This window comes from Streptomyces sp. WY228 (genome assembly GCF_019287315.1).
Taxonomy (GTDB): domain Bacteria; phylum Actinomycetota; class Actinomycetes; order Streptomycetales; family Streptomycetaceae; genus Streptomyces; species Streptomyces caviscabies.
This window is the reverse complement of record NZ_CP079114.1, coordinates 2,196,732-2,222,599: the sequence shown is the minus strand read 5'-3', so window position 1 is coordinate 2,222,599 and position 25,868 is coordinate 2,196,732. Positions and strand designations below refer to the sequence as shown.

At 72.4% G+C, this 25,868-nt stretch carries 24 protein-coding genes; 14 read left to right on the top strand and 10 right to left on the bottom strand.

Going from position 1 to position 25,868, the window contains the following annotated elements:
• Positions 1-93 precede the first annotated feature (93 nt).
• Positions 94-345, top strand: a complete 252-nt coding sequence (locus tag KV381_RS09565; RefSeq protein WP_030081041.1) for a hypothetical protein — start codon at positions 94-96, stop codon at positions 343-345.
• A 25-nt stretch (positions 346-370) separates the two neighbouring features.
• Positions 371-1,021 (top strand): 4'-phosphopantetheinyl transferase superfamily protein, encoded by a 651-nt coding sequence (locus KV381_RS09560; protein WP_230544000.1) that lies wholly within the window; start codon positions 371-373, stop codon positions 1,019-1,021.
• Here the strand turns inward: KV381_RS09560 and KV381_RS09555 are convergent.
• Positions 975-1,598, bottom strand: a complete 624-nt coding sequence (locus tag KV381_RS09555) for a TetR family transcriptional regulator (protein WP_193464693.1) — start codon at positions 1,596-1,598, stop codon at positions 975-977. The genes KV381_RS09560 and KV381_RS09555 overlap by 47 nt on opposite strands.
• A 266-nt stretch (positions 1,599-1,864) precedes the next feature.
• On the opposite strand from KV381_RS09555, the gene KV381_RS09550 reads away from it, so the two are divergent.
• The 3 genes from KV381_RS09550 (at position 1,865) to KV381_RS09540 (ending at position 5,068) form a co-directional block, all read left to right on the top strand.
• Positions 1,865-3,178, top strand: coding sequence for a glycosyltransferase family 4 protein (locus KV381_RS09550; RefSeq protein WP_030081036.1), 1,314 nt, complete (start codon positions 1,865-1,867; stop codon positions 3,176-3,178).
• An 88-nt stretch (positions 3,179-3,266) separates the two neighbouring features.
• Entirely contained in the window at positions 3,267-3,998 is a 732-nt protein-coding gene (locus tag KV381_RS09545; RefSeq protein WP_030081035.1) for a class I SAM-dependent methyltransferase, read from the top strand.
• Positions 3,995-5,068 (top strand): prenyltransferase, encoded by a 1,074-nt coding sequence (locus KV381_RS09540; protein WP_218785054.1) that lies wholly within the window; start codon positions 3,995-3,997, stop codon positions 5,066-5,068. Before KV381_RS09545 ends, KV381_RS09540 begins: the two co-directional genes overlap by 4 nt.
• Positions 5,069-5,091: 23 nt before the next feature.
• Here KV381_RS09540 and KV381_RS09535 read toward each other — a convergent pair whose 3' ends face one another.
• A complete protein-coding gene (locus tag KV381_RS09535) occupies positions 5,092-5,385 on the bottom strand; it encodes a hypothetical protein (protein ID WP_063751842.1) in 294 nt (97 codons plus the stop codon).
• A 158-nt stretch (positions 5,386-5,543) separates the two neighbouring features.
• Between KV381_RS09535 and KV381_RS09530 the strand changes: the two genes are divergently transcribed.
• The 4 genes from KV381_RS09530 (at position 5,544) to KV381_RS09515 (ending at position 9,613) form a co-directional block, all read left to right on the top strand.
• The gene (locus tag KV381_RS09530; RefSeq protein ID WP_086777853.1) at positions 5,544-6,122 is read left to right on the top strand and encodes a hypothetical protein; all 579 of its coding nucleotides are present in this window, start codon (positions 5,544-5,546) and stop codon (positions 6,120-6,122) included.
• A gap of 222 nt (positions 6,123-6,344) precedes the next feature.
• Positions 6,345-6,845: a hypothetical protein gene (locus KV381_RS09525; RefSeq protein WP_030622354.1), complete on the top strand. Its 501-nt coding sequence runs from the start codon at positions 6,345-6,347 to the stop codon at positions 6,843-6,845.
• A 62-nt stretch (positions 6,846-6,907) separates the two neighbouring features.
• Entirely contained in the window at positions 6,908-8,734 is a 1,827-nt protein-coding gene (locus KV381_RS09520) for an FG-GAP-like repeat-containing protein (protein ID WP_030622356.1), read from the top strand.
• A gap of 99 nt (positions 8,735-8,833) precedes the next feature.
• The gene (locus KV381_RS09515) at positions 8,834-9,613 is read left to right on the top strand and encodes a maleylpyruvate isomerase N-terminal domain-containing protein (RefSeq protein WP_030081026.1); all 780 of its coding nucleotides are present in this window, start codon (positions 8,834-8,836) and stop codon (positions 9,611-9,613) included.
• Between the two features lie 10 nt (positions 9,614-9,623).
• Here the strand turns inward: KV381_RS09515 and KV381_RS09510 are convergent, their stop codons facing one another.
• The 7 genes from KV381_RS09510 to KV381_RS09480 all read right to left on the bottom strand — a co-directional run bounded on the left by KV381_RS09510 (position 9,624) and on the right by KV381_RS09480 (position 17,246).
• Complete coding sequence (locus KV381_RS09510; protein ID WP_086777854.1) at positions 9,624-10,634, bottom strand: LLM class F420-dependent oxidoreductase; 1,011 nt, start codon at positions 10,632-10,634, stop codon at positions 9,624-9,626.
• A 115-nt stretch (positions 10,635-10,749) separates the two neighbouring features.
• A complete protein-coding gene (locus KV381_RS09505; protein ID WP_086777855.1) occupies positions 10,750-11,586 on the bottom strand; it encodes a DUF5336 domain-containing protein in 837 nt (278 codons plus the stop codon).
• Between the two features lie 204 nt (positions 11,587-11,790).
• On the bottom strand, positions 11,791-12,729 hold the full coding sequence (locus tag KV381_RS09500; RefSeq protein ID WP_103537363.1) for an N-acetylmuramoyl-L-alanine amidase: 939 nt from the start codon (positions 12,727-12,729) through the stop codon (positions 11,791-11,793).
• Positions 12,730-12,796: 67 nt separating this feature from the next.
• Positions 12,797-13,384 (bottom strand): class I SAM-dependent methyltransferase, encoded by a 588-nt coding sequence (locus KV381_RS09495; protein ID WP_373461201.1) that lies wholly within the window; start codon positions 13,382-13,384, stop codon positions 12,797-12,799.
• 210 nt (positions 13,385-13,594) lie between these two features.
• Positions 13,595-14,902: a M20/M25/M40 family metallo-hydrolase gene (locus KV381_RS09490; protein ID WP_103537365.1), complete on the bottom strand. Its 1,308-nt coding sequence runs from the start codon at positions 14,900-14,902 to the stop codon at positions 13,595-13,597.
• Positions 14,899-16,293: a cytosine permease gene (locus KV381_RS09485; RefSeq protein WP_193462220.1), complete on the bottom strand. Its 1,395-nt coding sequence runs from the start codon at positions 16,291-16,293 to the stop codon at positions 14,899-14,901. Before KV381_RS09485 ends, KV381_RS09490 begins: the two co-directional genes overlap by 4 nt.
• Positions 16,293-17,246 (bottom strand): DUF1177 domain-containing protein, encoded by a 954-nt coding sequence (locus KV381_RS09480; protein WP_030081012.1) that lies wholly within the window; start codon positions 17,244-17,246, stop codon positions 16,293-16,295. The genes KV381_RS09485 and KV381_RS09480 overlap by 1 nt, the downstream gene beginning before the upstream one ends.
• Before the next feature lie 146 nt (positions 17,247-17,392).
• On the opposite strand from KV381_RS09480, the gene KV381_RS09475 reads away from it, so the two are divergent.
• Positions 17,393-18,220, top strand: a complete 828-nt coding sequence (locus KV381_RS09475; protein WP_030081010.1) for an IclR family transcriptional regulator — start codon at positions 17,393-17,395, stop codon at positions 18,218-18,220.
• 69 nt (positions 18,221-18,289) lie between these two features.
• Positions 18,290-19,018 carry a dipeptidase PepE gene (gene pepE, locus KV381_RS09470; protein WP_218785053.1) on the top strand — a complete coding sequence of 243 codons (729 nt, stop codon included), beginning with the start codon at positions 18,290-18,292 and terminating at the stop codon, positions 19,016-19,018.
• Here pepE and KV381_RS09465 read toward each other — a convergent pair.
• A complete protein-coding gene (locus KV381_RS09465) occupies positions 18,984-20,528 on the bottom strand; it encodes an MFS transporter (protein WP_218785052.1) in 1,545 nt (514 codons plus the stop codon). The genes pepE and KV381_RS09465 overlap by 35 nt on opposite strands.
• 178 nt (positions 20,529-20,706) lie before the next feature.
• On the opposite strand from KV381_RS09465, the gene KV381_RS09460 reads away from it, so the two are divergent.
• The 3 genes from KV381_RS09460 (at position 20,707) to KV381_RS09450 (ending at position 25,753) form a co-directional block, all read left to right on the top strand.
• Positions 20,707-22,920 carry an acyl-CoA dehydrogenase gene (locus KV381_RS09460; RefSeq protein WP_218785051.1) on the top strand — a complete coding sequence of 738 codons (2,214 nt, stop codon included), beginning with the start codon at positions 20,707-20,709 and terminating at the stop codon, positions 22,918-22,920.
• 31 nt (positions 22,921-22,951) lie between these two features.
• Positions 22,952-24,142, top strand: coding sequence for a lipid-transfer protein (locus KV381_RS09455; protein ID WP_218785050.1), 1,191 nt, complete (start codon positions 22,952-22,954; stop codon positions 24,140-24,142).
• Between the two features lie 147 nt (positions 24,143-24,289).
• A complete protein-coding gene (locus KV381_RS09450; protein WP_218785049.1) occupies positions 24,290-25,753 on the top strand; it encodes an MFS transporter in 1,464 nt (487 codons plus the stop codon).
• Positions 25,754-25,868 lie beyond the last annotated feature (115 nt).

Here is a 25,868-nt window from a genome sequence, read left to right as displayed (position 1 = left end):
TCCGCCCGGCAGCCCTCGGAGTCCTTCGAGTCCTTCGAGTCCTTCGAGAACACAGAGCAAGAGAACGCAGAACAACGAGGAGCGGTTTCTCCCATGGAACGTGTCGTAGCGTGGCTCAACGAGAAGAATCCCGGCCTCGACGGCCCGATCGGTGTCGACGAGGACCTCATCGAGGCCCGTCTCATCGACTCGATGGACTTCCTGGAGTTCATCGATCTCCTGGAGGAGATCTCCGGAGACAGCATCGACCTGCAGGAGGTCACCATCGACGACTTCCGCACCCTCGCCCGCGTCAAGGAGCGCTTCCTGGGCTCCGTCGGCCTCGCCGAGGCGCAGGCGGGGTGAGTACGGGCCGGGTGAGCACGGGCCGGTGGTAACCCTCCTCCCGACGCCGTACGCGACGGGCGCGGCCACCGTCGCCCTGGTCGCCACCACCGCCGAGGTCCTCGCCTGCCCGGAGCTGGACGAGGACATGCTCGCCCCGTGGGAGCGGGACCGGCTCGCGGCGGTGCGGGTGCCCGCCCGGCGTGCCGATGTCGTGGCCGCCCGGCTGCTGCTGCGGCTGTGCGCCTCCCGGGTCACCGGGCGGCCGCCCCACGAGATGGGGCCCGCCCAGCGCTGCCCCGGGTGCGGGGAGAGCGGGCACGGACGGCCGTATCTGCCGGACCGCCCCGGCCTGGGCGCCAGTCTCAGTCACGCCGACGGGCTGGCCGCCGCGGCGGTCGGGCCCGGCCCGGTCGGTATCGACGTGGAGCCCTTGACCCGGCGGCCCGGGCCGCTGCCCGTACTGCGGCGGCTGCTGCCGGAGGCCGAGGTGGACGCCGCCCGCGCCGGGCCGGACCCCGGCCCGGCGCTGCTGCGGTTGTGGGTCCGGCGGGAGGCGCTGTTCAAGGCCGGGCGGGACGACGCCCGGCTGACCGAGTGGACGGACCACCGCCGTGCGGCCGTGGTGGCGCTGGCGGGCGCCCGGCCCCTCAGCCCCGCTCCGGCTCCGGCCGCTCCTTTGCCGTCAGGTCGATGAGGCGGCAGACCGTCTCGATGTCGATCTTCACCTGGGCGATCGAGGCCCGCCCCGACAGCCAGGTGATCAGCGCCGAGTGCCAGGTGTGCTCGATGACCCGGACCGCCGAGAGCTGCTCCGGGGTCGGGTGCTCCAGGCCCATCGCGTCCAGGATGATCGCCGTGGTGAGCCGGGAGACGGTGTCCACCTCGGGGCTCACGCTGCGGTCCGCGAAGGTCAGGGCGCGGACCATGGCGTCCGCGAGGTGCGGTTCGCGTTGCAGGGCGCGGAAGGCGCGCATCAGCGTTTCGGCCACTCGCTGGGCCGCGTCGTCACCGGCCGGCGGGCGCTTGCGGAGCGTGGTGTGCAGGTGCTGGAGCTGGTCCTGCATGGTCGCGACCAGCAGATGGATCTTGGAAGGGAAGTAGCGGTAGAGGGTGCCCAGCGCGACCCCGGCGGCCTCCGCCACCTCCCGCATCTGCACCGCCTCGAAGCCGCCCCGGCTGGCCAGCTGGGCGCTGGCGTGCAGGATGCGGCGGCGACGGGCCTCCTGGCGCTCGGTCAGCGGAGGCGCTGCCGGTCTGGCGTCCGCGGTCATGCTGTCCCCGATCCACGATCCGTGATCCATGGCTTGATACCGCACCCGGACGGACGAAGCGGCCCGGCCGGGCGCGCACAGCATGCCAGGGCGTCCGTCGTGGCGCGAATCACCTGATCCGGCCGTTCCGCCGACGCTACCTGCCGGTAGATTCGATGCACGCCGAACGATCAAGTGTGCAGCTTGTTCTATCAAGTCTGAAACTTGTTCTAGATTAGCGCGACCGGTTACGCTCCGGCGAACACGCAGTCAGAAGGGGGCCGAGTGTGACCGCTGAGGCCATAGAGACAGGCCCCCGCACGGGCGACGGCAGCTCCGCCGGGACCGGCGACCGGCCGTTGCGCATCGCACTCCTCACCTACAAGGGCAATCCGTTCTGCGGCGGCCAGGGCGTGTACGTCCGCCACCTCGGCCGCGAGCTCGCCCGGCTCGGCCACAGCGTCGAGGTCATCGGCGCCCAGCCCTACCCGGTGCTCGACGAGGGCGTTCCGCTCACCGAGCTGCCCAGCCTCGACCTCTACCGGCAGCCCGACCCGTTCCGTACGCCGAAGCGCGGCGAGTACCGCGACTGGATCGACCTGGCCGAGGTCGCCACCATGTGGACCGGGGGCTTCCCCGAGCCGCTCACCTTCAGCCTCCGCGCCCGCCGCCATCTGCTGGCCCGGCGCGGCGAGTTCGACGTCGTCCACGACAACCAGACCCTCGGCTACGGGCTCCTCGGCGAGCTCGGGGCCCCGCTGGTGACGACGATCCACCACCCCATCACCGTGGACCGCAGGCTCGACCTGGAAGCCGCGACCAGCCGCCGCCGACGCGCCTCCGTACGCCGCTGGTACGCCTTCACCCGGATGCAGAAGCGGGTCGCCCGCAAGCTGGACACCGTCCTCACCGTCTCCGGCTCCTCCCGCGACGAGATCGTCGAGGACCTCGGCGTGCGCGAGGACCGGATCAGCGTCGTCCACATCGGCGCCGACACCGACCTGTGGTCGCCCGACCCCTCCGTCGCCGAGGTGCCCGGCCGTATCGTCACCACCTCCAGCGCCGACGTCCCGCTCAAGGGCCTCGTCCACCTCGTCGACGCGCTCGCCAAGCTCCGTACCGAGAACCCCGCCGCCCACCTCGTCGTCGTCGGCAAGCGCGCCGAGGACGGGCCGGTCGCCCGCGCGATCGAGCGGCACGGCCTCGCGGACGCCGTCGAGTTCGTCAAGGGCATCAGCGACGCCGAACTCGTCGACCTCGTGCGCAGCGCCCAGGTCTCCTGCGTGCCCTCGCTGTACGAGGGCTTCTCGCTGCCCGCCGCCGAGGCCATGGCCACCGGCACCCCGCTCGTCGCCACCACCGGCGGCGCGATCCCCGAGGTCTCCGGCCGCGACGGGGAGACCTGTCTCGCCGTCCCGCCCGGCGACGCGGACGCGCTGGCCGGGGCGCTGGCCCGGCTGCTGGGCGACGCGGAGCTGCGCGCCCGGCTCGGCGCGGCGGGCCGGGCGCGGGTGCTGGCCAACTTCACCTGGGCCCGGGCGGCCGCCGGAACGGCCGAACTGTACCGTCGGGCGATCACCGCCCGCGGAGTCCGCAGGTGACCGTGGACTCCCGGGCGGCCGCGCGCCCCCGGGCGACCGCGGACCCGCTCGTCGCAACCCGTACCTCTGACCTCGAAGGCAGGCCCTCGTGCTGACCGTCGACTTCACCCGCTTCCCGCTCGCCGCCGGCGACCGAGTGCTCGACCTGGGCTGCGGTGCCGGCCGGCATGCCTTCGAGTGTTACCGGCGCGGTGCGCAGGTCGTCGCGCTCGACCAGAACGGCGAGGAGATCCGCGAGGTCGCCAAGTGGTTCGCCGCGATGAAGGAGGCCGGTGAGGCCCCCGAGGGCGCCACTGCCACCGCCATGGAGGGCGACGCGCTCAACCTGCCCTTCCCCGACGACTCCTTCGACGTCGTGATCATCTCCGAGGTCATGGAGCACATCCCGGACGACAAGGGCGTCCTCGCCGAGATGGTCCGGGTCCTCAAGCCGGGCGGCCGGATCGCCATCACGGTCCCGCGCTACGGCCCCGAGAAGATCTGCTGGACCCTCTCCGACGCGTACCACGAGGTCGAGGGCGGCCACATCCGCATCTACAAGGCCGACCAGCTCCTCGCCCGGATCCGCGAGGCCGGACTCAAGCCGTACGGCACCCACCACGCCCACGCGCTGCACTCGCCGTACTGGTGGCTGAAGTGCGCCTTCGGCGTGGACAACGACCAGGCGCTGCCGGTGCGCGCCTACCACAAGCTGCTGGTCTGGGACATCATGAAGAAGCCGCTGGCGACCCGGGTCGCCGAGCAGCTCCTCAATCCGGTCGTCGGCAAGAGCTTCGTCGCCTACGCCACCAAGCCGCACCTTCCGAAGGCCGAGGCGTGAGCACTCCCGAACAGACCGAACACCTCGTCCTGCCCGGCGTTCTGACGGCACGTCAGGCGTCCGAGACGGTCGCCGCCCTGCTCGCCGCGCAGCGGGCGGACGGGGCGCTGCCGTGGTTCCGGGGCCACCACCTCGACCCGTGGGACCACACCGAGACCGCGATGGCGCTCGACGCGGCCGGTGAGCACGAGGCCGCCGCCCGCGCCTACGACTGGCTCGCCCGCAACCAGAACGCCGACGGCTCCTGGTACGCCGCCTACCACGACGGCGACCCGCAGCAGCCGACCGACCGGGGCCTGGAGAGCAACTTCTGCGCGTACGTGGCCGTCGGCGTCTGGCACCACTACCTCGCCACCGGCGACGACGCGTTCGTCGACCGGATGTGGCCCACGGTCTACGCGGCCGTCGAGTTCGTCCTCGGCCTCCAGCAGCCCGGCGGGCAGATCGGCTGGAAGCGGGAGCCCGACGGCACGCCCGTGAGCGACGCGCTGCTGACCGGCTCCTCCTCGATCCACCAGGCGCTGCGCTGTGCGCTGGCCATCGCCGAGCGCCGCGAGGAGCCGCAGCCCGACTGGGAGCTGGCGACCGGAGCGCTGGCCCACGCGATCCGCAGCCACCCCGAGCGCTTCCTCGACAAGAGCCGCTACTCGATGGACTGGTACTACCCGGTCCTCGGCGGCGCGGTCACCGGGGCCGAGGCCACCGCCCGCATCCAGGAGAGCTGGGACCGCTTCGTGGTGCCCGGCCTCGGGGTGCGCTGTGTGCTGCCCAACCCCTGGGTGACCGGCGGCGAGAGCTGCGAACTCGCCCTGGCCCTCTGGGTGACGGGGGAGTCGGACCGGGCGCTGGAGATCCTCCAGTCCGTCCAGCACCTGCGCGCCGAGGGCGGGCTGTACTGGACGGGGTACGTCTTCGAGGGCAACCGGGCCTTCTGGCCCGAGGAGCTCACCACCTGGACGGCGGGCTCCCTGCTGCTGGCGGTGGCCGCTCTCGGGGGCGACGAGGCGACCACCGCCGTCTTCGCGGGCGAGCGGCTGCCGGTCGGCCTGGAGCCGGACTGCTGCCGCTGAACACGCCCTGAGACGGGGCCGGTTCAGCCCCGGCGGAGCCGGCCCGCCACCGCGTGCCCGATGAAGAGATAGACCGCGGCCGCCAGACCGTAACCGGCCACCACCCGCGCCCACGCCTTGTCGAACGTGAACAGGTCGTACGACCAGCCGGCCAGCCAGCGGGCCGAGTCGTGCACCCACTGCACGAAGTCGTTGCCGCGGTTGGCGTCCAGCAGGTACATCAGGATCCAGAGAATGATGATGAAGGCCAGGATGTCGGCCACGACGGCGATCACACGAGCCGCTGAACTGCTTCCTGAACGGGTTCTGGGAGACATGGAACTCTGGTTGCCGCTTTACGCAGGGTGAAACCCGGACGGCCCGCACCGGGTGGCGACCGGGGGGAGTACGGGCGACGCTGAACCGGAGTGCCGAGGTCCGTCACTCGCTGTGACATGCCCGGGTTGGCCCGTTCAGTCCGGTCAGGAGGCCCGCCGTGTTCCGTCCCGTACCGCTCCGCCGCACCCTGACCGCGCTGCTGCTGTCCTGCGCCCTCCTGGCGGGCGCCACCGCGTGCGGAGACTCCGGAGACTCCGCGGGCGGGAACGCGGCGAGCGCGTCGGCGGCGGCCGACCCCTCCGGCGCCGGCCCGTCGCCGTCCGCCGAGAAGCAGCGGCTCGCCAAGACCCGGTTCGTCGCCAACGCGGGGCTCGCGGCGGGTGCGACGTACCAGTGGATCGTGAAGCCGTACCGGGCCGGGACGTTCAAGAAGGGCGCGGAGGGCCGGCGTCTCGCCCTCGTCAAGGCGGGCCTGGCGGGCGGGTTCGCCTACAACCGGCTCAGGGCCGCGGCGGAGAACGCCAAGGGCGACCCGCTGCTGTCGAAGGCCGTCGCCCCGCTCACCGCCGGAATCGAATCGCTCAAGGGACTGGGGACGAAGCTCCGCAAGGGCGAGGCGGGCGAGGGCGATGTGGGCGCGTTCGAGAGCGTCATCGACAGCATCAAGAACGCCGGCAAGGACGCGGGCGCCGAGGTGAAGGAGAAGGTTCCCTCCACCTCCCAGCTGACCGGATAGCGGCGGCGCGACGATCCGGACAGCGGCGGCGGAAAAGATTCGGGTGGCCCTTCGCCCGCGGTCGTGACCATGTGGATGATATGAATATTCGGCTCGGCATGTGAAGTTGACGTGCCGGGTGGACGGTACGTGCCGAGGGGGCCTCGATTTCGGTCGAGCGGCGCATCACTGCTCCCTCGTGCGGCCGTTCCTGTGGCCCGACTACGAGAGGCTGATGAAGCAGTGAGAGCCCGTTCCTTCCTTTCCGCCGCCCTGGCGACCGCCGCCGTCACCGGAATCGTCCTGGTGGGCGCGCCGTTCGCCGGAGCCGAGCCCGGCGCCCCGGCCGCCGCCGCCGACGAGCTGCCGCCGGTGGCCGTGGAGGACTTCGCCTACCCGGAGGCGGACAAGATCTTCGCCGAGCAGGGCATCCTCCTCAAGCGCGGCGACGGACACATCCTGCTCGCGGACTGCGCGTCCGCCACCGGACTGGTCGAGGTCTTCTCGCGCGAGAAGGGCCGCTTCTGCTTCCGGGTCACCGGCAACAGCGGCTTCCTCTCGCTCGAACTCCCGCAGGTCTACGGGGTCAAGGGCAACGACTACACGCTGCGGGTCGACATGGAGGCCGTGGGCGGCGAAGAGGCCTCCTTCGACGTCCCGAAGAACACCTGGACGCCGGTCGGCGAGACCGCCGACCCCGAGAACCGCGACCACACGCTTCTCGAGATCCACGCCACCAAGTAGAGCGCGGTCCGTCCTTCCGTAACCAGCGAGGAATCCTTGTGTCTTCGAAACCCTCCCGCCGTGTGCGGGGTACGGCTCTGTTCGCGGTGGTCGCCGCGGCCGGGGCGATGACCGTGACCTCACCCGCCCAGGCCGTCGTCGGTGACGCGGTCGCCGACGGTACGTACGCCTTCACCGCGAAGCTCGACATCGGTGAGGGCGACACGAAGCGCGCCTGCACCGGTTCGCTGGTCGACGCCCAGTGGATCCTGACCGCGAGCAGCTGCTTCGCGGCGGCCGGGCAGCCGGCGTTCCCGCTGCCCGCCGGCGCCCCGGCGCAGAAGACCACCGCGACGATCGGGCGCACCGATCTGACCGGCACGGGCGGCAAGGTCGTCGAGGTGACCGAGCTGGTTTCGCGCAGCGACCGTGACCTGGTGATGGCCAAGCTGGCCCAGCCGGTCACGGACATCGCGCCGGTCCTGCTCGCGGACTCCGCCCCGGTGGCGGGCGAGAGCCTGCGGGCGGTCGGCTACGGCCGCACCGCGTCGTCCTGGGTTCCCGACCGGCTGCACGCGGGCACGTTCGACGTGACCGCGACCGGTGCGACGACGGTGGCCGTCACCCGCGACGGCGGCGCGATCTGCAAGGGCGACGCGGGCGGACCCGCCCTGCGCGAGCAGAACGGCACGGTCCTGCTCGCCGCCGTCCACAGCGCCTCCTGGGGGGCCGGCTGCTTCGGCTCCGACGAGACCCGCCCCGGTGCGGTGGAGTCCCGTACCGACGACCTCACCGACTGGGTCACCCAGGTCCGCGGACTGCCCCGGGAGTCCCAGGTCGCCTCGGGCGACTTCAACGGCGACGGCCGCGAGGACATCGCCGCGTTCTACGACAACGGCCCCTCCGTCGAGGGCAAGAACCGGGCCTCGCTCTTCGCCTTCTACAGCACCGGCACCGGCTTCGGCGAGCCCAAGCGGGTCTGGAGCACCCCGGGCGGCTTCACCTGGAGCAAGAGCCAGCTGACCTCCGGCGACTACACCGGCGACGGCAAGGCAGACCTCGCGGTCCTCTACGACTCCGGCTCCTCCGACACCGGCAACATCACCTCGCTGTACACCTTCACCAGCACCGGCACCGGCTTCAGCGCGCCGAAGCAGACCTGGACCACTCCGGGCGGCTTCACCTGGAGCAAGAGCAAGGTCACCTCCGGCGACTACAACGGCGACGGCAAGGACGACGTCGCCGTCTTCTACGACTCCGGCTCCTCCGACACCGGCCGGGTCTCCTCGCTGTACACCTTCACCAGCACCGGGACCGGCTTCGCCGACCCGCGCAAGACCTGGACCACCCCCGGCGGCTTCACCTGGGCGGCCGGCCAGGTCACCTCCGGCGACTACAACAAGGACGGCAAGGACGACATCGCCGTCCTCTACAACAACGGCACGTCTGCGGACGGCAAGTTCGTCTCGTCGCTGTACACCTTCGACAGCACCGGCACCGCCTTCGCCAACCCGCGCAAGACCTGGACCAGCAGCGGATCCTTCAACTGGAACGCCACCAAGCTGACGTCCGGCGACTACAGCGGCGACGGCCGGGACGACATCGCCGTCCTCTACAACCGGGGCACCACCGAGGCGGGCGTGCACCAGTCCGCGCTCTTCACCTTCACGAGCACCGGAACGGCCTTCGCCGCACCCCGCGAGGTGTGGACCAGCACCGGATCCTTCTCCTGGGCCGCGAGCCAGCCCGTGTCCGGCGACTTCGACAAGGACGGCAAGGCCGACGTCGGTGTCCTCTACCGCGCCGGAACCACCGTCGACGGCCGGCGCATCGACGCGCTGTTCTCGTTCACCAGCACCGGAACCGGAGTCAGGGCGCCGGTGAAGCACTGGACCGGCAGCGTCGTCTGACCGGCCGGACGCACAGGGCGGGCCGGACCGGCCGGACCGCCCCCTGACCGGCGGAAATCCGGGTGATCGACCCGGGTTCCGCCGGTTAGGGTGCGCCGCATGACGCTTCTCTCCCACGACCGTTACTGCGACGAGATCCTGGCCCAGACCGACGCCCTGCGCGCGGTGCTGACCGGGGCCGACCTCACCGCGACCGTCCCCACCTGTCCGGACTGGACCCTGCGGGAGCTCGCCGTGCACGTCGGCGGCGCGCACCGCTGGGTCGGCGAGATCGTCCGCGGCCGGGCCGCCGACGAGGTCCCGGAGGACAAGGTGCCCGGCTTCGCGGGTCCGGAGAGCGAGGATCCGGCCGCGCTCGACGCCTGGCTCGCCGAGGGCGCCGCCGCCACCGCCGCGGCGCTGCGGGCGGCCGGGCCGGACGCCGAGGTGTGGACCTGGGTGACCGAGCGGCGTACGGCCTTCTGGGCGCGGCGCATGACGCACGAGACGGCGGTGCACCGGGCGGACGCGGCGCTCGCCGCCCGCGCCCCGTACGCCGTCGACGCCGAGGTGGCCGCCGACACCATCGAGGAGTGGCTGGGCATCGTCTCGCTGGCCCAGGCGGAGGGCGACCCGGAGGCGGCCGAACTGCGCGGCGGCGGGCGGTCGTTGCATCTGCACGCCACCGATGTGCCCGGCGCGGAGTGGCTGATCGAGTTCGGCGAGGACCGCTTCACCTGGCGGCGCGCGCACGAGAAGGCCACGGTCGCGCTGCGCGGGACGCTCACCGATCTGATGCTCGTCTTCAACCGCCGCCTGGAGCCCACCAGTTCACGCGTCGAGGTGCTCGGCGACGCGGCGCTCCTGGACTTCTGGCTGGACCGCTCCTCGTTCGGCTGAACCGCCGTGCCTACGCGTTGAGTTCCGCCAGGACCCGCAGCGTGTGCGGGTCCGGGGCGGTGACCAGCAGATCCGTCACCGGGCCCTTGCGCCACAGCTCCAGCCGCTCCGCGATACGGGCGCGCGGCCCGATCAGCGAGATCTCGTCGGCGAACGCGTCCGGCACCGCCCGTACCGCCTCCTCCTTGCGGCCCTGGAGGAACAGCTCCTGGATGTGCCGGGCCTCCTCCTCGAACCCCATCCGGGCCATCAGGTCCGCGTGGAAGTTGCGGGCCGCGTGCCCCATCCCGCCGATGTAGAAGCCGAGCATCGCCTTCACCGGCCACAGCCCCTCGGCCACGTCCTCGCAGACGTGCGCACGGGCCATCGGCGCGATCATGAAGCCGTCCCGGAGCCCGGCGAGCGAGGCCCCGTAGACATCCGTGCGCAGCGGCGACCAGTACAGTGGCAGCCAGCCGTCCGCGATCTCCACCGTCTGCGCGATGTTCTTCGGACCCTCCGCGCCCAGCAGGACCGGGAGCGAGGCGCGCAGCGGGTGCGTGATCGGCTTCAGCGGCTTGCCGAGACCGGTGGCGTCCGGGCCGGTGTACGGGTGGGAGTGGAAGCGTCCCGCCAGCTCGACCGGGGCCTGCCGCGCCAGCACCTGCCGGATCACCTCGACGTACTCGCGGGTCGCGGTGAGCGGGCTCCTGGGGAACGGCCGCCCGTACCACCCCTCCACCACCTGCGGCCCGGACAGGCCGAGGCCGAGCAGCATCCGGCCGCCGGAGAGGTGGTCCAGGGTCAGCGCGTGCATGGCCGTCGCGGTGGGCGTACGGGCCGCCATCTGGACGATGCCGGTGCCCAGCCGGATCCGCGAGGTGTGGGCGGCGATCCAGGTCAGCGGCGTGAAGGCGTCCGAGCCCCAGGCCTCCGCCGTCCACACCGAGTCGTAGCCGAGCCGCTCGGCCTCCTGGACCAGGGCGAGCTGGCCGGGATCCGGGCCGCGGCCCCAGTATCCGAGCGCGAGTCCGAGCCGCATTCCGTTCCCTCCAGCCGTAACTGACGAAGCGTCAGGCAAGGGTGTGCGGGTTGGACTGTACGACAACGGCCCCCCGCCCGGAAGGGCGAGGGGCCGCGCGTTCGTGCGTACGGGATCAGCCGCGCTGGATGCCCGTGGTGTCCTGGAGGACGCCGCGACGGCCGTCCTGCGTCTGGGCGACGAGGCTCTGGCCGCGCTGCTCCACCGCGAGGTACCAGGTGCCCGGCGCCAGCTCGGCGATCGGGTTCGGCGAACCGTCCTCGCCGTACAGCGGACGCGCCACCGGAACGGCGAACCAGAACGGGGTGAAGTCGCCCGCCGGGGCCGCGCCGCCCTGCGAGGGCTGCTGGGCCTGGGCCTGGTCGGCCGGGGCGGGCTGGCCCTGCTGGGGCGCGCCCGGGTAGCCGTAACCCTGGCTCGGCTGGGCGCCGTACGGCTGCTGCTGCGCGCCCGGGTAGCCATAGCCCTGGCCGGGCTGCGCGCCGAACTGGGGCTGGCCGCCCTGCACGCCCTGTGCCGGGGCGGACGGGCTGAGCAGCGGGGCCTTGAGGAAGGGCACCAGCGGTCCGGCGATGGCGCCCGCGGCGAGCACCATGGTGGCGAGCAGGCCGAGGATCAGGCCGGCGCCGGCGTTGCTGATGTCGAGGATCGTCCAGAAGGCGGTCCACAGGGCGAACACGGTGAGCGCCACGCCGAACTGACCGAGGTCGAGCCCGGCGACCTTGCGGCCCGGCATCGCACGGCTGACGATCAGCAGCGCCGCGGCGATGACGCCGGCCAGGAAGACGCTCATCAGGAGCCCGAGCGAGTCCCAGGCGTTCGGGTTGTCCACCCGCGAGCAATCGATGCCCGACGGGCAGTAGCTGGAGTAGTCGAGGAAAGAGGCGATGAACAGCACGACCGCTGCTCCGATCACCACGCCGTCGCCTCGAGTGAGGGAGCGGATATTCACGTGAAGGTCCTTAGTCGGTCGTCTCGTCGGGGCGGTCGTCGCTGCCGCCTGTGCGGCGGTACGGCGTGAAGCTCGGGGGTGGCTCCCCATCGTACGGATGAATCTATCGTCTGCCCGGGCGGGTTGTGTCCCGGACCGGATCGTGAGCTGCTATCCCCCCACATATCGCCCATCGCCCCTCACTCATCATGAGCTGCCGCAGAGCTACCCCTTCAGGTAGCTGCTAATGCCGTCCGCCAGTCCTCGGGCCGCCTTCTGCCGCCAACTCGCGCTGGTGAGCAGGGCGGCGTCCTTCGGATCACGCATATTGCCGCATTCGACGAACACCTTGGGCACGGTCGACAGATTCAGTCCGCCGAGATCATTACGCGTGTCCAGACCGCTCTTTCCGCCGATGTAATTGGAAGGCGCGCTTCCGGTCGTGCGGACGAAGTGTCCGGCGATCCGTGCGCCGAGATCGGCCGAACTCTTCACGATCTTCGAGGTGTCGGAGCCGCCGCCCTTCACCGCCGCGGGCAGGATCACATGGAAGCCCCGGTTGCCCACGGCCGATCCGTCGGCGTGCACCGAGACCACCGCGTCGGCCTTCGCCTCGTTCCCGATCCGGGCCCGTTCGTCGATGCACGGCCCGAACGGCCGGTCCGCGTCGTGCGTCAGCCGGACCCGGGCGCCCTCGGCCTCCAGCAGTGCGCGCAGCCGGTGGGAGACGTCGAGGGTGAACCGGGCCTCCGCGTAACCGTCGTTCGTGGACGTACCGGTCGTATCGCACTCCTTGCGACCGGTGCCGATGTCGACCTTCTCGTTGATCTCCCGGGTGTGATCGCGGTTGCCCGGATTGTGCCCCGGGTCGATCACCACGGTCCGGCCGGTCAGCGGGCCCTTCGGCAGCGGTGTCGCGGAGGCGGACCCGGACGGCGTGGCCCCGGCCTCGGCGGATCCGGACGGTTCCGGCCGCTGGTCCTCCGGCGTCGCGGCCGTCGAGGACGCGCCGCCGGCACCCGGTCGCGGCGCGGCCGCACCGGTCTCGTCGGCTTCCGGGCCGCCACCGCATCCGGCGGCGGTCAGGCATACGGCGGCCAGCGCGGCGGCCACGGACAGGGGCCGGGCGCGGCGGGCGGGGGGAGGGCTGTCGTCGTACGGCACGCGGCGATGCTACCCACCGGCCTGCCGGGCTGCCCGGATCCCGGTCCGCGTCCGGCGACCGGGCGGCTCAGATCCCGGTGCCCGTACGGCGCAGCACCCGCAGCGAGTCCGTCACCGACACCTCGGTGAACGCCCCGGAGGCCAGGGCGCGCCGATAGATGCGGTACGGGGCCTGCCCGCCGTCGGCCGGGTCCGGGAACACGTCGTGGATCACCAGCAGCCCGCCGTCGGCGACATGCGGGGCCCAGCCCTCGTAGTCCGCGTTCGCGTGCTCGTCGGTGTGCCCGCCGTCGATGAAGACGAGCCCGAGCGGTCCACGCCACACGGCGGCGACCTGCGGCGACCGGCCGACGAGCGCCACCACGTGGTCCTCCAGACCGGCCCGGTGCAGGGTGCGGCGGAACGTCGGCAGCGTGTCCATCAGCCCGACCTCCGGGTCCACCACGCTCGGGTCGTGGTACTCCCAGCCGGGCTGCTGCTCCTCGCTGCCCCGGTGGTGGTCGACCGTGAGCGCGCTCACCCCGGCTCCCCGCGCCGCGTCCGCGAGCAGGACGGCGGAGCGCCCGCAGTACGTGCCCACCTCCAGCAGCGGCAGCCCGAGCGCACCGGCTTCGGTGGCGGCGGCGTACAGCGCGAGCCCTTCGTGGACCGGCATGAAGCCCTTGGCGGCCTCGAACGCGGCGAGGACCTCCGGTTCGGGCCGGGCAGAGAACGCGGCGGCGGTCACGGGGTTCCTCCAGGTGGGGCGGGGTGCGATCGACGGCGACCCATCGTGCCGTACGCCCCCGCCGAAGGGATCGGCGGGGGCGTACGCGGGGTGAGCCCGGGTCCGGGCGGCCCCCGGGCGGAACCGTCGACCCGAGGGTCAGCAGCTCTGCCAGAGGCGGGTCATGACGCGGACGCCGAAGCGCAGGCCCTCCAGCGGGACGCGCTCGTCCACGCCGTGGAAGAGGCGGCCGTAGTCCAGGTCGTGCGGGAGCTTCAGGCCCTTGAAGCCGAAGCAGCGGATGCCCAGGTGGGTGAAGGCCTTGGCGTCGGTGCCGCCCGGGTTGCAGTACGGGACGGGATGGCCGTCCGGGTCCTCGGCGCGTACGGCGTCGCACATCGCGTCGACCAGCGGGCCGTCGAACGTCGTCTCCATCGCGATGTCGTGGTTGACCCACGCACGGCTGACGGAGGGGAGCAGGAGCCGGTCGATCGTGTCGATCAGTTCCTGCTCATGACCGGGGAGGAAGCGGCCGTCGACGCGGGCGGTGGCCTTCCCGGGGATGACGTTGGTCTGGTAGCCGGCGGTGAACATGGTGGGGTTCGCCGAGTTGCGGAGCACCACCTGCATGAAGTCCGCCACCGGGCCGAGCCGGGCGAGGCTCGCCTCGATGTCGTTCTCGTCGAACGCGACGCCGTAGAGCCGGGCGGCCTCCTCCAGCAGGGCGCGGACCGGTTCGATCAGCCGGACCGGGAAGGTCGCGCGGCCGATCCGGGTGAGGGACTCGGCGAGGTCGGTGACGGCGTTCTCGTCGTTGGGCGACGAGCCGTGGCCGGCCCGGCCGTTCGCGGTGAGCTCCATCCAGGCCATGCCGCGCTGGGCGTTCTCGATCGGGTACAGCCGGCGCGTGTCGTCGAGGGCGAAGGAGAAGCCGCCGCCCTCGCCGATCGCCTCGGTGACCCCGGAGAAGAGGTCCGGCCGGTGCTCGACCAGCCAGTGGGCGCCGAACGTGCCGCCCGCCTCCTCGTCGGCGAGGAAGGCGAGCACCACGTCGCGGGCCGGCTTCGTGCCGGTGCGGGCGAAGTGCCGGGCGGTGGCGAGCATGACCGCCACCGTGTCCTTCATGTCGATCGCGCCCCGGCCCCAGAGATAGCCGTCGCGGATCTCGCCCGAGAACGGCGGCACCTGCCACTCGGCGGCGTCGGCGGGGACGACGTCCAGGTGGCCGTGGACCAGCAGCGCCCCGCGGGCGGGATCGGACCCGGCGACCCTGGCGATCACGTTGGCCCGGCCCGGGGCGGACTCGACCAGCTCGGAGGCGATGCCCACCTCGGCGAGGCGGTCCACCACCCAGTCGGCGGCGGCACGCTCGTCGCTGGTCGGGTTGGAGGTGTCGAACCGGATCAGTTCGGCGCAGAGGTCGACGACCTCGCTCTGGGCCTGCTCGGAGGCGGGGGTGAGGGTCATGCTGCTCCTGCCGGAGTGGTCGCGCGGGCGGCGGGGGCGGGGCTGCTGCCGTCCTCGTCGTCCAGGGTGGAGGTGCCGTACGGCCTGACCCAGCCCAGCAGGCCGAGGGCGCAGTACAGCAGGAAGGCGGTGGCCAGCGAGTTCAGGGCCGGGATGCCGCCGTCGTAGAACTTGCCGACGCAGAACGCCACGACCCAGATGACCAGGGACATCGGCACCCACGTGGGCGAGGTCAGCGGCAGGGTCTCCGCCTCGCGGGTGTCGTCCAGCGGCTTGCGCATCCGCTTCACGACCCAGTACTCGGCGACGATGATGCCGCCGATCGGCGGGATCATCACGCCCAGCAGGGAGAGGAACTCCGTGAAGTGGGTCATGATGCCGACCGCGGACAGGAGCGTGCCGGCGATACCGAGGACGACGGTGACCACACCGCGGTGCAGCCGCTTGCGGAAGACGACCTGGAAGAAGTTGACGACGCCGAGCGAGGAGCCGTACAGGTTCCAGTCGTTGATCTTCGCGGTGGACATCAGGACCACCATCACACCGAAGGCGCCCGAGGTGGAGAGCACGATGTGGGAGACGTCGCTCGACTTCACCAGATGACCGAGCAGCACGCCGACCATGCCGACGATGTACTCGGAGAGGATCATCGAGGAGGCGCTCTGCACGAAGACGTGCGAGCCCTTCTTGTTGTAGCGGGTCATCTCCGGGGAGACGATGGCGCCGGTCATGTAGCCGCCCGCGATGGCGGTGGCGGCGACGGCCAGCGGGATCGCCTCGCCGGGCGGCGGCGAGCTCATCAGCTCGCTGACCGAGTGGTCCTTCAGCGTCGTGATGATCGACCAGGCGACCATGCCGAAGAACAGCGGCGTGACGATCTTGGCGAACAGGGCCATGTACCGGAAGCCGAAGATGACCAGGCCCGTGATGGCGACGCCCGCGATCACGCACCACATCCAGGACGGTCCGCCGACCAGCGCCGAGACGCTGTTGCCGAAGATCGTGTTCTGGACGCCGAACCAGCCGACCAGGCTGACCGCGATGACGAAGCTGACCAGGGCCGAACCGTTGCGGCCGAAGCCCGTCCAGCGGGTGAGCATCGGGGTCGCCAGACCCTCGCGCATTCCGGCCAGACCGATCGCGAAGATCACGATCTCCAGGATCACCGCGCCGAGCGTGAAGGCGAGGAAGGCGTCCCCGAAGGTCATGCCGACGCCGATGGTGGCGCCCAGCGTGAACTGGGAGATCGAACCGGACTGGGCCAGCCACTGCAGGAGCATGGACCAGAAGCCGAAGCGCTTGTCGCGCGGGACTCGCGAGAGCGAGTAGTCGTCGCTGCCGATGCTCTTGACCTCGGGGGCCGTGGCGTCGGCCCGGTGGGCGGATGCCATCAGGACTCCTGGGTGGTGCGGCCGAGGGTCTGGAGGTGAGCCAGCGACCCGTAGCGGTGGACGAGGTTGTCGAACTCCACCGCGTCGTGGAAGTCCAGGCTCCCGGCGCCGAAGCCCTTGGCGACCTCCACGGCGTAGCGGGCGGCGGACGCGATGTCGCTCTCGTGACTCGCGCCCGTCTGGCAGCCCGGTACCGCGGCGGCCGAGGTGACCGCGAGACCGACGACCGGAGCGGCGGTCGCGGTGGCGGGCTGGAGGATCGAATTGATGTGGTGTGCACCGTTACCGTACGGCGTGATGTCCTGGGTGGTCACCGGGTATGTGACCAACGGCTCACCGGTCACCACGGCCAGCAGCTCGCCGAGCCGCTCGCTGACCCGGAGCACCCAGCCCTCCTTGACGGTGGGCGACAGGGCGAGCCCCTTGTGGTTGATGATCCGGTTGCCCTTGGTGGTGTCGATGGAGAGCACGGCCTCCATGTCGGCGGTCACCTCGTGCCGGTTCATCGTGGCGATGTCCACGGGCGAGCCCATGAACGGCACCGGGTCGTGCGGCTCGGTCGGCGCGTCCGGGCAGATGTGGGTGGCGACGACCACGTCACCGGGCAGCACATCGCCGCGACGGCGCATGTCGAGCAGCTTGGCCGCCGTGGCGAGGGCGGCGGCAGCGCCGTCGGCGTCGGAGACCAGACCGGTCGCCTCGGGCCGGGCGCCGATACCGCCGAGCCGGCCCACCACACCGAGGGTGCGGGCGTCGCCGCCGGACGTCCGGCCGTGGGAGCCGGGGATGCGGACGAGCACGAAGTCCGTCGAGCCCTGGTCACCCGTGACGGTGGTGACCTGCGCGGACGAGCCCTCGGCCCCCGCTGCGGCATCGAGGTACTCGACGACCGTCTTGCCATTGACCTGGGGATCGTCCAGAAGCTCGACGATGTCCAGTACGTACTTCAACATGGGGGCTTTCTCCTGATCCTGACACCCGCCCGGCGCTCGACGGGGGGAGCGCGGGGCGGGGTGCTGAGGCAACATTCGGGATCGGATAGCGTTGAGCGCAACTGTTTCCCGTTATTTGCAATTCCGGTCTGAATGGTGAGATGACGATGGCCGTATTCGATCTGGACCGGCGTACGCCCGCCGGGGCGCTGCAGACCGTCGACCGGGCCCTCCTGGTCCTGCTCGCCTTCGAGCGCACCCGGCCCGACTGGGGCGTCACCGAGGTCGCCGAGGAGTTCGGCTGGGACACCTCCGTCGCCCAGCGGCTGCTCGCCACCCTGGCCGGCCGGGGCTTCCTGGTCTCCGACCCGGCCACCCGCCGCTACCGCATCGGCCCCGCCGTGCTGCGGCTCGGCCGGCTCTGGGAGCGCTCGGGCTCACTGGAGCTGCTGGCCGGTCCGGTGCTGGAGGAGCTGCGCCGGACCACCGGCGACACCGTCCTGTTCTGCCTCCCGGACAACTTCCACATGCGCTGCGTGGCCGCCGAGGAGGGCGAGACCGGGCCGCTGCGCTACTACCCGCTGGTCGGCGAGCTCTACCCGGCGCACGCGGGCGCGACCAGCAAGTCGTACTACGCCCATCTGCCCGACGAGCAGCGCCACCGGCTCTTCCGGGGCCGCCCCATGGCGCGCTTCACGGACCGCACCGTCACCGAACCGGACCTGCTGGAACGGGAGTTCATGCAGATCCGGGCCCAGGGCTACGCCTGGACGGTCGGCGAGTACGACACCGGCATCGCCACCGTCGCCGTACCGGTCTTCCTGGGGCGCGAGCCGTACGGAAGCCTCAGCCTCGGCGGCGGTGAGGACCGGTTCCCTGGGGCGCCCGAGGACCGGCTCGACGCGCTGCGCCACGCGGCCCAGCTGCTGGAGCAGCGCCTCACCCACCCGCCGCAGCGGCCGAAGTCCCGCACCCGGCAGCCCCGCACCACCTGACCGACCCGCATCGCCCGACCGGCCCGCACCATCCGGCCGACCGATCCGCCCGACGTACCCGAGGACCCCGTGAATCTGCTCCTGCTCTCCAACTCCACCCAGTACGGCTGCGGTTACCTGGAACACGCCCTGGACACCGTCACCGCGTTCCTCCCCACGAACGCCCGCCTCGCCTTCGTCCCGTACGCGCTCGCCGATCACGCCACGTACACCGCCCGGGTCCGCGCTGCCCTGGAGCCGTCCGGCATCACCGTGCGCGGCGTCCACGAGAACGCCGACCCGGTCGCCGAACTCGCCGCGTCCGACGCCGTGTTCATCGGCGGCGGCAACTCCTTCCGGCTGCTCGCCGCCCTCTACCGCACCGGTCTGCGCGAGGCCGTGCGCGACGCGGTACGCAACGGGCTGCCCTACATGGGCGCGAGCGCGGGGACCAACATGGCCGCGCCGACCCTGCGCACCTCCAACGACATGCCCATCGTGCAGCCGCCGTCCTTCGAGACGCTGGGCCTGGTCCCGTTCCAGATCAACCCGCACTATCTGGACCCGGACCCGGCCAGCACCCACAAGGGCGAGACCCGCGAGGAGCGGCTCACCGAGTTCCTGGAGGAGAACGACGTGCCCGTGCTCGGGCTGCGCGAGGGCTCCTGGCTCCGTGTCGACGGGGACCGGGCCCACGTCCAGGGCGCCCGCCCCGCCCGGCTGTTCACCCGCGCGGCCGAGGCTCAGGAGCTCGCGCCGGGGTCCGACGTGTCCGGGCTGCTCACTACGGCGCCGCGGTTCGACGCTCCGGTGCGCTGACCGCGCTCCGCACGTCCTCCGCGGCCCGGGCGTCCTCCGCGGCCTGCGCGTCCTCCGCGCTGCTCGCCAGGAGTACCGGGTGCGCGGAGGGCCGCTGCGCGGGCAGGAACGCCGCCAGCACCAGGCCGATCAGTACCGCGCCCGTGGCGATCAGGAACGAGATCCGGAATCCCTCCATCGACGGCACCTGGGCCGAGCCCATCGTCACGGAGGTGTTGGCCAGCACCATGCCGATGACCGCGCTCGACACCGAGGTGCCGATCGAGCGCATCAGGGTGTTGAGGCCGTTGGCCGCGCCGGTCTCCGACGGGTCGACGGCCCCGATGATCAGGGCGGGCAGCGAGGAGTAGGCGAGGCCGATCCCGGCGCCGAGCACCACCGCGATCAGCACGGTCTGCCAGGCGGCGGAGAGCAGCCCGAGCCCGGCCCCGTAACCGACCGCGATGACCAGCATGCCGAGCATCAGCGTGGTCTTGGGGCCGCGGCGGGCCGAGATCCGGGCGTAGAGCGGGGCGACGAACATCATCGTCACGCCCAGCGGGGCCACGCAGAGACCGGCGACCACCATGGACTGCCCGAGGCCGTACCCGGTGGACGTGGGCAGCTGGAGCAGCTGCGGCAGCACCAGCGAGACCGCGTAGAAGGCCACGCCGACCATGATCGAGGCGAGGTTGGTGAGCAGCACCTCGCGGCGGGCGGTGGTGCGCAGATCGACGAGCGGCGCCGGGGTGCGGAGTTCGAACCGGCCCCACAGCAGCAGGGTGGCGACGGACGCGGCGAGCAGCCCGAGGGTCGGGGCCGAGGTCCAGCCCCAGTCGCCGCCCTTGGTGACGGGCAGCAGAAGGAGCACCAGGCCGAGCGAGAGCCCGAGGGCGCCGATCACGTCGAAGGTGCCGGGGGCGCGCAGCGGCGGCTCGGGGACGAGCGTGTACGTGAGCGCCATCGCGAGCAGTCCGAGCCCGGCCGAGCCGAGGAACAGCGCGTGCCAGTCGGCGTGCTGGGCGACCAGCGCGGCGGCGGGCAGCGCGAGGCCGCCGCCCACCCCGATCGAGGAGCTCATCAGGGCCATCGCCGAACCGAGCTTCTCGCGCGGCAGCTCGTCGCGCATGATGCCGATGCCGAGCGGGATGGCGCCCATCGCGAAGCCCTGGAGCGCACGGCCGGTGATCATCACGACCAGGTCGTCGGTGGACGCGCAGATCAGTGAGCCGATCACCATGACGGCCAGCGAGGCGAGCAGCATCCGCCGCTTGCCGTAGAGGTCGCCGAGCCGCCCCATGATCGGTGTGGAGACGGCGCCCGCGAGCAGCGTGGCGGTCATCACCCAGGTGGCGTTGGCCGGGTCGGTGCTCAGCAGGACCGGCAGGTCCTTGATGACCGGGACCAGCAGCGTCTGCATGACCGCGACGGTGATGCCCGCGAAGGCGAGGACCGGCACGATCGGTCCTGAGCGCGCTTTTCGCGGCTCGGGAAGCTCCTCCGCGTGCCGTATCCGTTGCGTCCTTCGCATGCGTGGGGCCTCCCGGGCAGCCGTCGATCACCCGGGCTCCCCCAAGTGCATGCAGGGTGAACGCTTCTCGGTGGCGGTGGTATTCCGGTTCGGATCCGGCAGTCTCCTGACCTTCCGTCAGATTGAAACGTGTTCTACTCTTGCGCCGTTCCAGTGGCTGCGACCGGCGGAGACGCGCATGGGCAGGGGCACGGCGATCGGTACCGGCATCGGCATCACCGAGGAGCACCGCGCGCTGGCGCACTCCGTACGGGGGTGGCTGGCGCGGGCCGCACCACCCGGCGAGGTGCGCAAACTCCTCGACGCACACGGCCCGGCGGCCACCGGCGTGCGCCCCGCCCACTGGGAGGCGCTCGCCGCGCAGGGGCTGACCGGTATCCATCTGCCCGAGGCGTACGGCGGTGGCGGCGGGGACCTCCTCGACCTCGCCGTGGTCCTGGAGGAGACCGCGTACGGGTCGCTGCCGGGGCCGTACCTCGCGACCGCGCTGGTGGGCGCGGTGCTGCGGAGGGCGGTGGGCCCCGGGACCGGTGACCTGCTCCGGGCGCTGGCCGCCGGGGACCGCACCGCCGCCTTCGCCCTCACCCCCGGCACCCTCACCGCCACCCCGGCCCCGGGCGGCCACCGGCTCGACGGGACCGCCCCGCCCGTCCTGACCGGCGAGGCGGCCGATCTGCTGCTCCTGCCCGCCGCCGACGCGTCCGGCGGGGTGCTCTGGTTCCTCGTGGACGCCGGGACCGACGGGCTCACCGTGCGCCCGCACCGCAGCGTCGACCCGACCCGGCCCACGGCCGAGGTGCGGGCCGACGCCGTCCCCGTACCGGCCCACCGGAACCTGCCGCTCGACGCCACCCTCGTCCGCGACCTGGCCGCCGTCCTCCTCGCCGCCGACGCCTGCGGGACCGCCGCCCGGAGCCTGGACACCGCCGTCGCGCACGCCGCCGTACGCGAGCAGTTCGGGCGGCCCGTCGGGGCGTTCCAGGCGGTCAAGCACCTCTGCGCCGACCTGCTCGTCCGCCTCGAACAGGCCCGCGCCCTCACCTGGGACGCGGCCCGCGCCGCCGACGAGAAGCCCGAGGTGCGCGGGCTCACCGCCGCCCTCGCCGCCGCCACCGCGCCGGAAGCCGCGTACACCTGCGCCAAGGACGCCATCCAGATCCTCGGCGGCATCGGTTTCACCTGGGAGCACGACGCCCACCTCCAGCTGCGCCGGGCCGTCCTCGCCCGCCAGCTCCTCGGCCCCGCCGACCTCCACCGGCTGCGCGCCGTCCGCCTCGCCGAGGCCGGAGCCCGCCGCGAACTCACCCTGGAACTCCCGCCCGAGGCCGCCCGCCACCGCACCGAGGCCCGCCCGCACCTCGCCGCCGCCCGGGGCCTCGCACCCCGCGAGGCCCGCCGTGCCCTCGCCGGCACCGGCTACGCCGCCCCGCACCTCCCCGCCCCGTACGGGCTGGGCGCCGGACCCGTACAACAGCTCGCGATCCAGCAGGAGTCACGCGAGCAGGGCATCCGGCTCAGCGACCTCTCCGTCGCCACCTGGGTGGTGCCGTCACTCATCGCGTACGGCACCGAGGAGCAGCGCGAGCGCTATCTGCCCGCCACCCTGCGCGGCGACCTCCAGTGGTGCCAGCTCTTCTCCGAACCCGAGGCCGGCTCCGACCTCGCCGCGCTCCGCACCCGCGCCGTACGGACCGACGAGGGGTGGCGGATCACCGGGCAGAAGGTCTGGACGAGCGCCGCCCGCACCGCCGACCACGGCATCCTGCTGGCCCGCACCGACCCGGACGCGCCCAAGCACCGCGGGCTCACCTACTTCCTGGTCGACATGAGGAAGGCCCGGGGCATCGACATCCGGCCGCTGAAGGAGATCACCGGCGACTCCCTCTTCAACGAGGTCTACTTCGACGACGTGCTGCTGCCCGCCGACGCCGTCGTCGGCGAGGTCGGCGGCGGCTGGCGGGTCGCCCGCGACACCCTGGGCAACGAACGCGTCCACATGGCCGACCAGATGACCTTCGACAGCGGGCTCGAAACGCTCATCGCCCGCTCGGCCGGCCTCGACGAGCCCGTCAGGGCCCGGACCGGCGCGCTCGCCGCCGAGGCCCACGCGCTCGGCTGCATCGGACTGCGCACCACGCTCCAGCAGGTCTCCGGCCGCGAACCGGGCGCCGGGGCCTCCGTCCGCAAGCTCGTCCAGACCCGCCACCAGCAGAAGGTCGCCGAGCTCACCCTCGAACTCCTCGGCCCGGACGGCGCGGTGGACGAACCGGCGGCGGGCGGACGGGCCCTCCACGGCTTCCTGATGTCCCGCTGTCTCACCATCGCGGGCGGCACCACCCAGATCCAGCTGAACGTCGTCGCCGAGCGGATCCTCGGCCTGCCCCGGGACTGACCACGGGAACGTGGAAGAGAGGAGTCGGAAGATGAAGGCCTACATCGTCGGCGTCGGCATGACGAGGTTCGAGAAGCCCGAGACCCGCGACTGGCAGTACTGGGACATGGTCCGCGAGGCGGGCACCGCCGCCCTGGACGACGCCGGGGTCCGCTACGACCAGGTCGAACAGGTCCCCGTCGGCTACTGCTTCCAGGCCTCCACCGCCGGACAGCGGGCCGTCTACGAACTGGGCCTGACCGGCGTCCCCGTCTACAACGTCAACAACAACTGCGCCACCGGCTCCACCGCCCTGATGCTGGCCCGGCAGTTCGTCGAGGGCGGCGGCAGCGACTGCGTCCTGGCCGTCGGCTTCGAGAAGATGGCCCGGGGCGCGCTGGGCGGCGGCTCCGACGGCGGCGACTTCGCGACCTCGCCCGTCGCCCGGCACTACGGGATCATGGCGGCCGGCCACGGCTTCGTGAACGCCCCGCCCACCGCCCAGATCTTCGGCAACGCGGCCCGCGAGCACATGGAGCGGTACGGGACGACGCCCGCACAGCTCGCGGCGGTCGGGGCCAAGAACCACCGGCACTCGGTGAACAACCCGTACGCCCAGTTCCAGGACCCGTACACGGTCGAGGAGGTCCTCGCCGCCCGCACCGTCCACCGCCCGCTCACCAAGCTCCAGTGCTCGCCCACCTCGGACGGGGCGGCGGCCGCCGTCGTCGTCTCCGAGCGGTTCGTCGAGCGGCACGGACTGGGGGAGCGGGCCGTGGAGATCGCCGCCCAGGCCATGACCACCGACACCGAGGCCTCCTTCGCCTCCGGCAGCTGCGTCGACGCGGTCGGCGCCCCGATGTCCAAGGCCGCCGCCCAGCAGGTCTACACGGCCGCCGGCCTCGGCCCGGACGACCTCGACGTCATCGAGCTGCACGACTGCTTCTCCATCAACGAACTCCTCACCTACGAGGCGCTGGGCCTGTGCGGCGAGGGGGAGTCCGGCAAGCTCGTCGAGTCCGGCGCGACCACCTACGGCGGGCGGTGGGTGGTGAACCCGTCCGGCGGGCTGATCTCCAAGGGCCATCCGCTGGGCGCCACCGGCATCGCCCAGGCCGCCGAGCTGACCTGGCAGCTGCGCGGCGAGGCCGGAGCCCGCCAGGTGCCCGGCGCCCGGACCGCCCTCGCCCACAACATCGGCCTCGGCGGAGCGGCGGTGGTCACCCTGCTGCGGCGCGGCTGAGCCGGAGGGGCCCCGGGGCCCATGACGTGTGGCCGGTGCTTCCCAGGCGTGGGGTCCGGGACCGTCGTCCTAGGTCCTGCGACCGGTGGCTCTGGCGCCGGACCTGGATCCGATACCGGATGTACGGGCCGTTCGCCGCCTGGGACCATGGCCGTCATGCCCGACGTCTCCGCGCCCGTCTCCGCCCCGCCCGCTCCCGCCCGAATACGGCCCAGCACCTGGGCCGTCGTGCTCGCCGCCTGCACCGGCCAGTTCCTCGTCGTCCTCGACGTCTCCGTCGTCAATGTGGCGCTGCCCTCCATGCGGGCCGACCTGGGGCTGAGCGCCGCAGGTCTCCAGTGGGTCGTCAACGCCTACTCGATCGCGTTCGCCGGGTTCATGCTCCTGGGCGGGCGGGCCGCCGACATCTACGGGCGCAAGCTGATGTTCCTCGTCGGGCTCGGCGTCTTCACCGCCGCCTCCCTCGCGGGCGGTCTCGCCCAGGAGGGCTGGCAGCTCCTCGCCGCCCGCGCCGCACAGGGCCTCGGGGCCGCCGTCCTCGCCCCGGCCACCCTCACCATCCTCACCGCGGCCGTGTCCGAGGGCCCGGCCCGTACCAAGGCGATCGGCACCTGGATGGCGGTCGGGGCGGGCGGCGGCGCGGCCGGCGGGCTCATCGGCGGGGTCCTGACCGACGCCCTCTCCTGGCGCTGGGTCCTCCTGATCAACGTGCCCGTCGGCGCTCTCGTCCTGATCGCCGCCGCCCTGCGGATCACCGAGGGCCGCGCGGGCGACCGCCGCCGTATCGACCTGCTGGGCGCGGTCCTCGCCACCACGGGCCTCGCCGCCGTCGCGTACGGCATCGTCCAGACCGAGGCCGAGGGCTGGACGGCCGCCGCCACGCTCGTACCGCTGCTCTCCGGCATCGCGGTGCTCGCCGCCTTCGTGCTGGTGGAGGCGCGGACCGCCGTTCCGCTGATCCCGCTGCGCGTCTTCTCCGCACGGGCCGTGTCCTCGGCCAATGTGTCGATGCTGCTCATGGGGTCGGCGACCTTCTCGATGTGGTACTTCATGACGGTGTACGCCCAGAACGTCCTGGGCTACACCCCGTTGAAGGCCGGACTCGCGCTGATACCGACCTCGGCCGCCGTCGTCATCGGCTCCAAGCTGGCCCCCCGCCTCATGGTGCGCACCGGGGCCAAGAGCCTCGCCGTCGCCGGGGTCCTGATCACCGCCGCGGGCTTCGGCTGGCAGTCCACGATGGGCGTGGACGGCTCCTACCTCACCGCGATCTGCCTGCCCGGCGTGCTGATGATGGCCGGGGCCGGGCTCGCCTCCACCCCGCTCGCCACCCTCGCCACCTCCGGCGCGGAGCCGGGCGATGCCGGACTCGTCTCGGGCCTGGTCAACACCTCCCGCACCATGGGCGGTGCGCTGGGCCTCGCGGTGCTCTCCACGGTCGCCGCCGCGCGCACCGCGGGCTCCGGGGGCGCGGCCGAGGTCACGGCCGGATACGCGCTCGCCTTCCGTACGGCGAGCGGGGTGCTGCTGGCCGGGGTGATCGTGATGCTGATCTGGCTGCCGAACCACCGCGCGCCCCGCTCCGGGCGTCACCCGGAAACAGTGATCTGACGCGACGTCAGCAGTCTTCCCAACTTCCGGGCCCTGCGTTATACATGGGCCATCGGCTAGAACGCGTTCTAGAAGGTGTGTCCGTTCCGGAAGGGGCGTGTCCTGCCGGTCACCG

What these genes read in the sequence shown, in the direction of transcription:
- KV381_RS09465 (WP_218785052.1), bottom strand. Translation starts at nt 20,528, where the DNA reads ATGCGAAGGACGCAACGGATACGGCACGCGGAGGAGCTTCCCGAGCCG.
- KV381_RS09555 (WP_193464693.1), bottom strand. Translation starts at nt 1,598, where the DNA reads ATGACCGCGGACGCCAGACCGGCAGCGCCTCCGCTGACCGAGCGCCAG.
- KV381_RS09475 (WP_030081010.1), top strand. Translation starts at nt 17,393, where the DNA reads ATGGCCGTATTCGATCTGGACCGGCGTACGCCCGCCGGGGCGCTGCAG.
- KV381_RS09455 (WP_218785050.1), top strand. Translation starts at nt 22,952, where the DNA reads ATGAAGGCCTACATCGTCGGCGTCGGCATGACGAGGTTCGAGAAGCCC.
- KV381_RS09510 (WP_086777854.1), bottom strand. Translation starts at nt 10,634, where the DNA reads ATGCGGCTCGGACTCGCGCTCGGATACTGGGGCCGCGGCCCGGATCCC.
- KV381_RS09485 (WP_193462220.1), bottom strand. Translation starts at nt 16,293, where the DNA reads ATGGCATCCGCCCACCGGGCCGACGCCACGGCCCCCGAGGTCAAGAGC.
- KV381_RS09450 (WP_218785049.1), top strand. Translation starts at nt 24,290, where the DNA reads ATGGCCGTCATGCCCGACGTCTCCGCGCCCGTCTCCGCCCCGCCCGCT.
- KV381_RS09495 (WP_373461201.1), bottom strand. Translation starts at nt 13,384, where the DNA reads ATGCCGGTCCACGAAGGGCTCGCGCTGTACGCCGCCGCCACCGAAGCC.
- KV381_RS09535 (WP_063751842.1), bottom strand. Translation starts at nt 5,385, where the DNA reads ATGTCTCCCAGAACCCGTTCAGGAAGCAGTTCAGCGGCTCGTGTGATC.
- KV381_RS09515 (WP_030081026.1), top strand. Translation starts at nt 8,834, where the DNA reads ATGACGCTTCTCTCCCACGACCGTTACTGCGACGAGATCCTGGCCCAG.
- KV381_RS09480 (WP_030081012.1), bottom strand. Translation starts at nt 17,246, where the DNA reads ATGTTGAAGTACGTACTGGACATCGTCGAGCTTCTGGACGATCCCCAG.
- KV381_RS09490 (WP_103537365.1), bottom strand. Translation starts at nt 14,902, where the DNA reads ATGACCCTCACCCCCGCCTCCGAGCAGGCCCAGAGCGAGGTCGTCGAC.
- KV381_RS09460 (WP_218785051.1), top strand. Translation starts at nt 20,707, where the DNA reads ATGGGCAGGGGCACGGCGATCGGTACCGGCATCGGCATCACCGAGGAG.
- KV381_RS09565 (WP_030081041.1), top strand. Translation starts at nt 94, where the DNA reads ATGGAACGTGTCGTAGCGTGGCTCAACGAGAAGAATCCCGGCCTCGAC.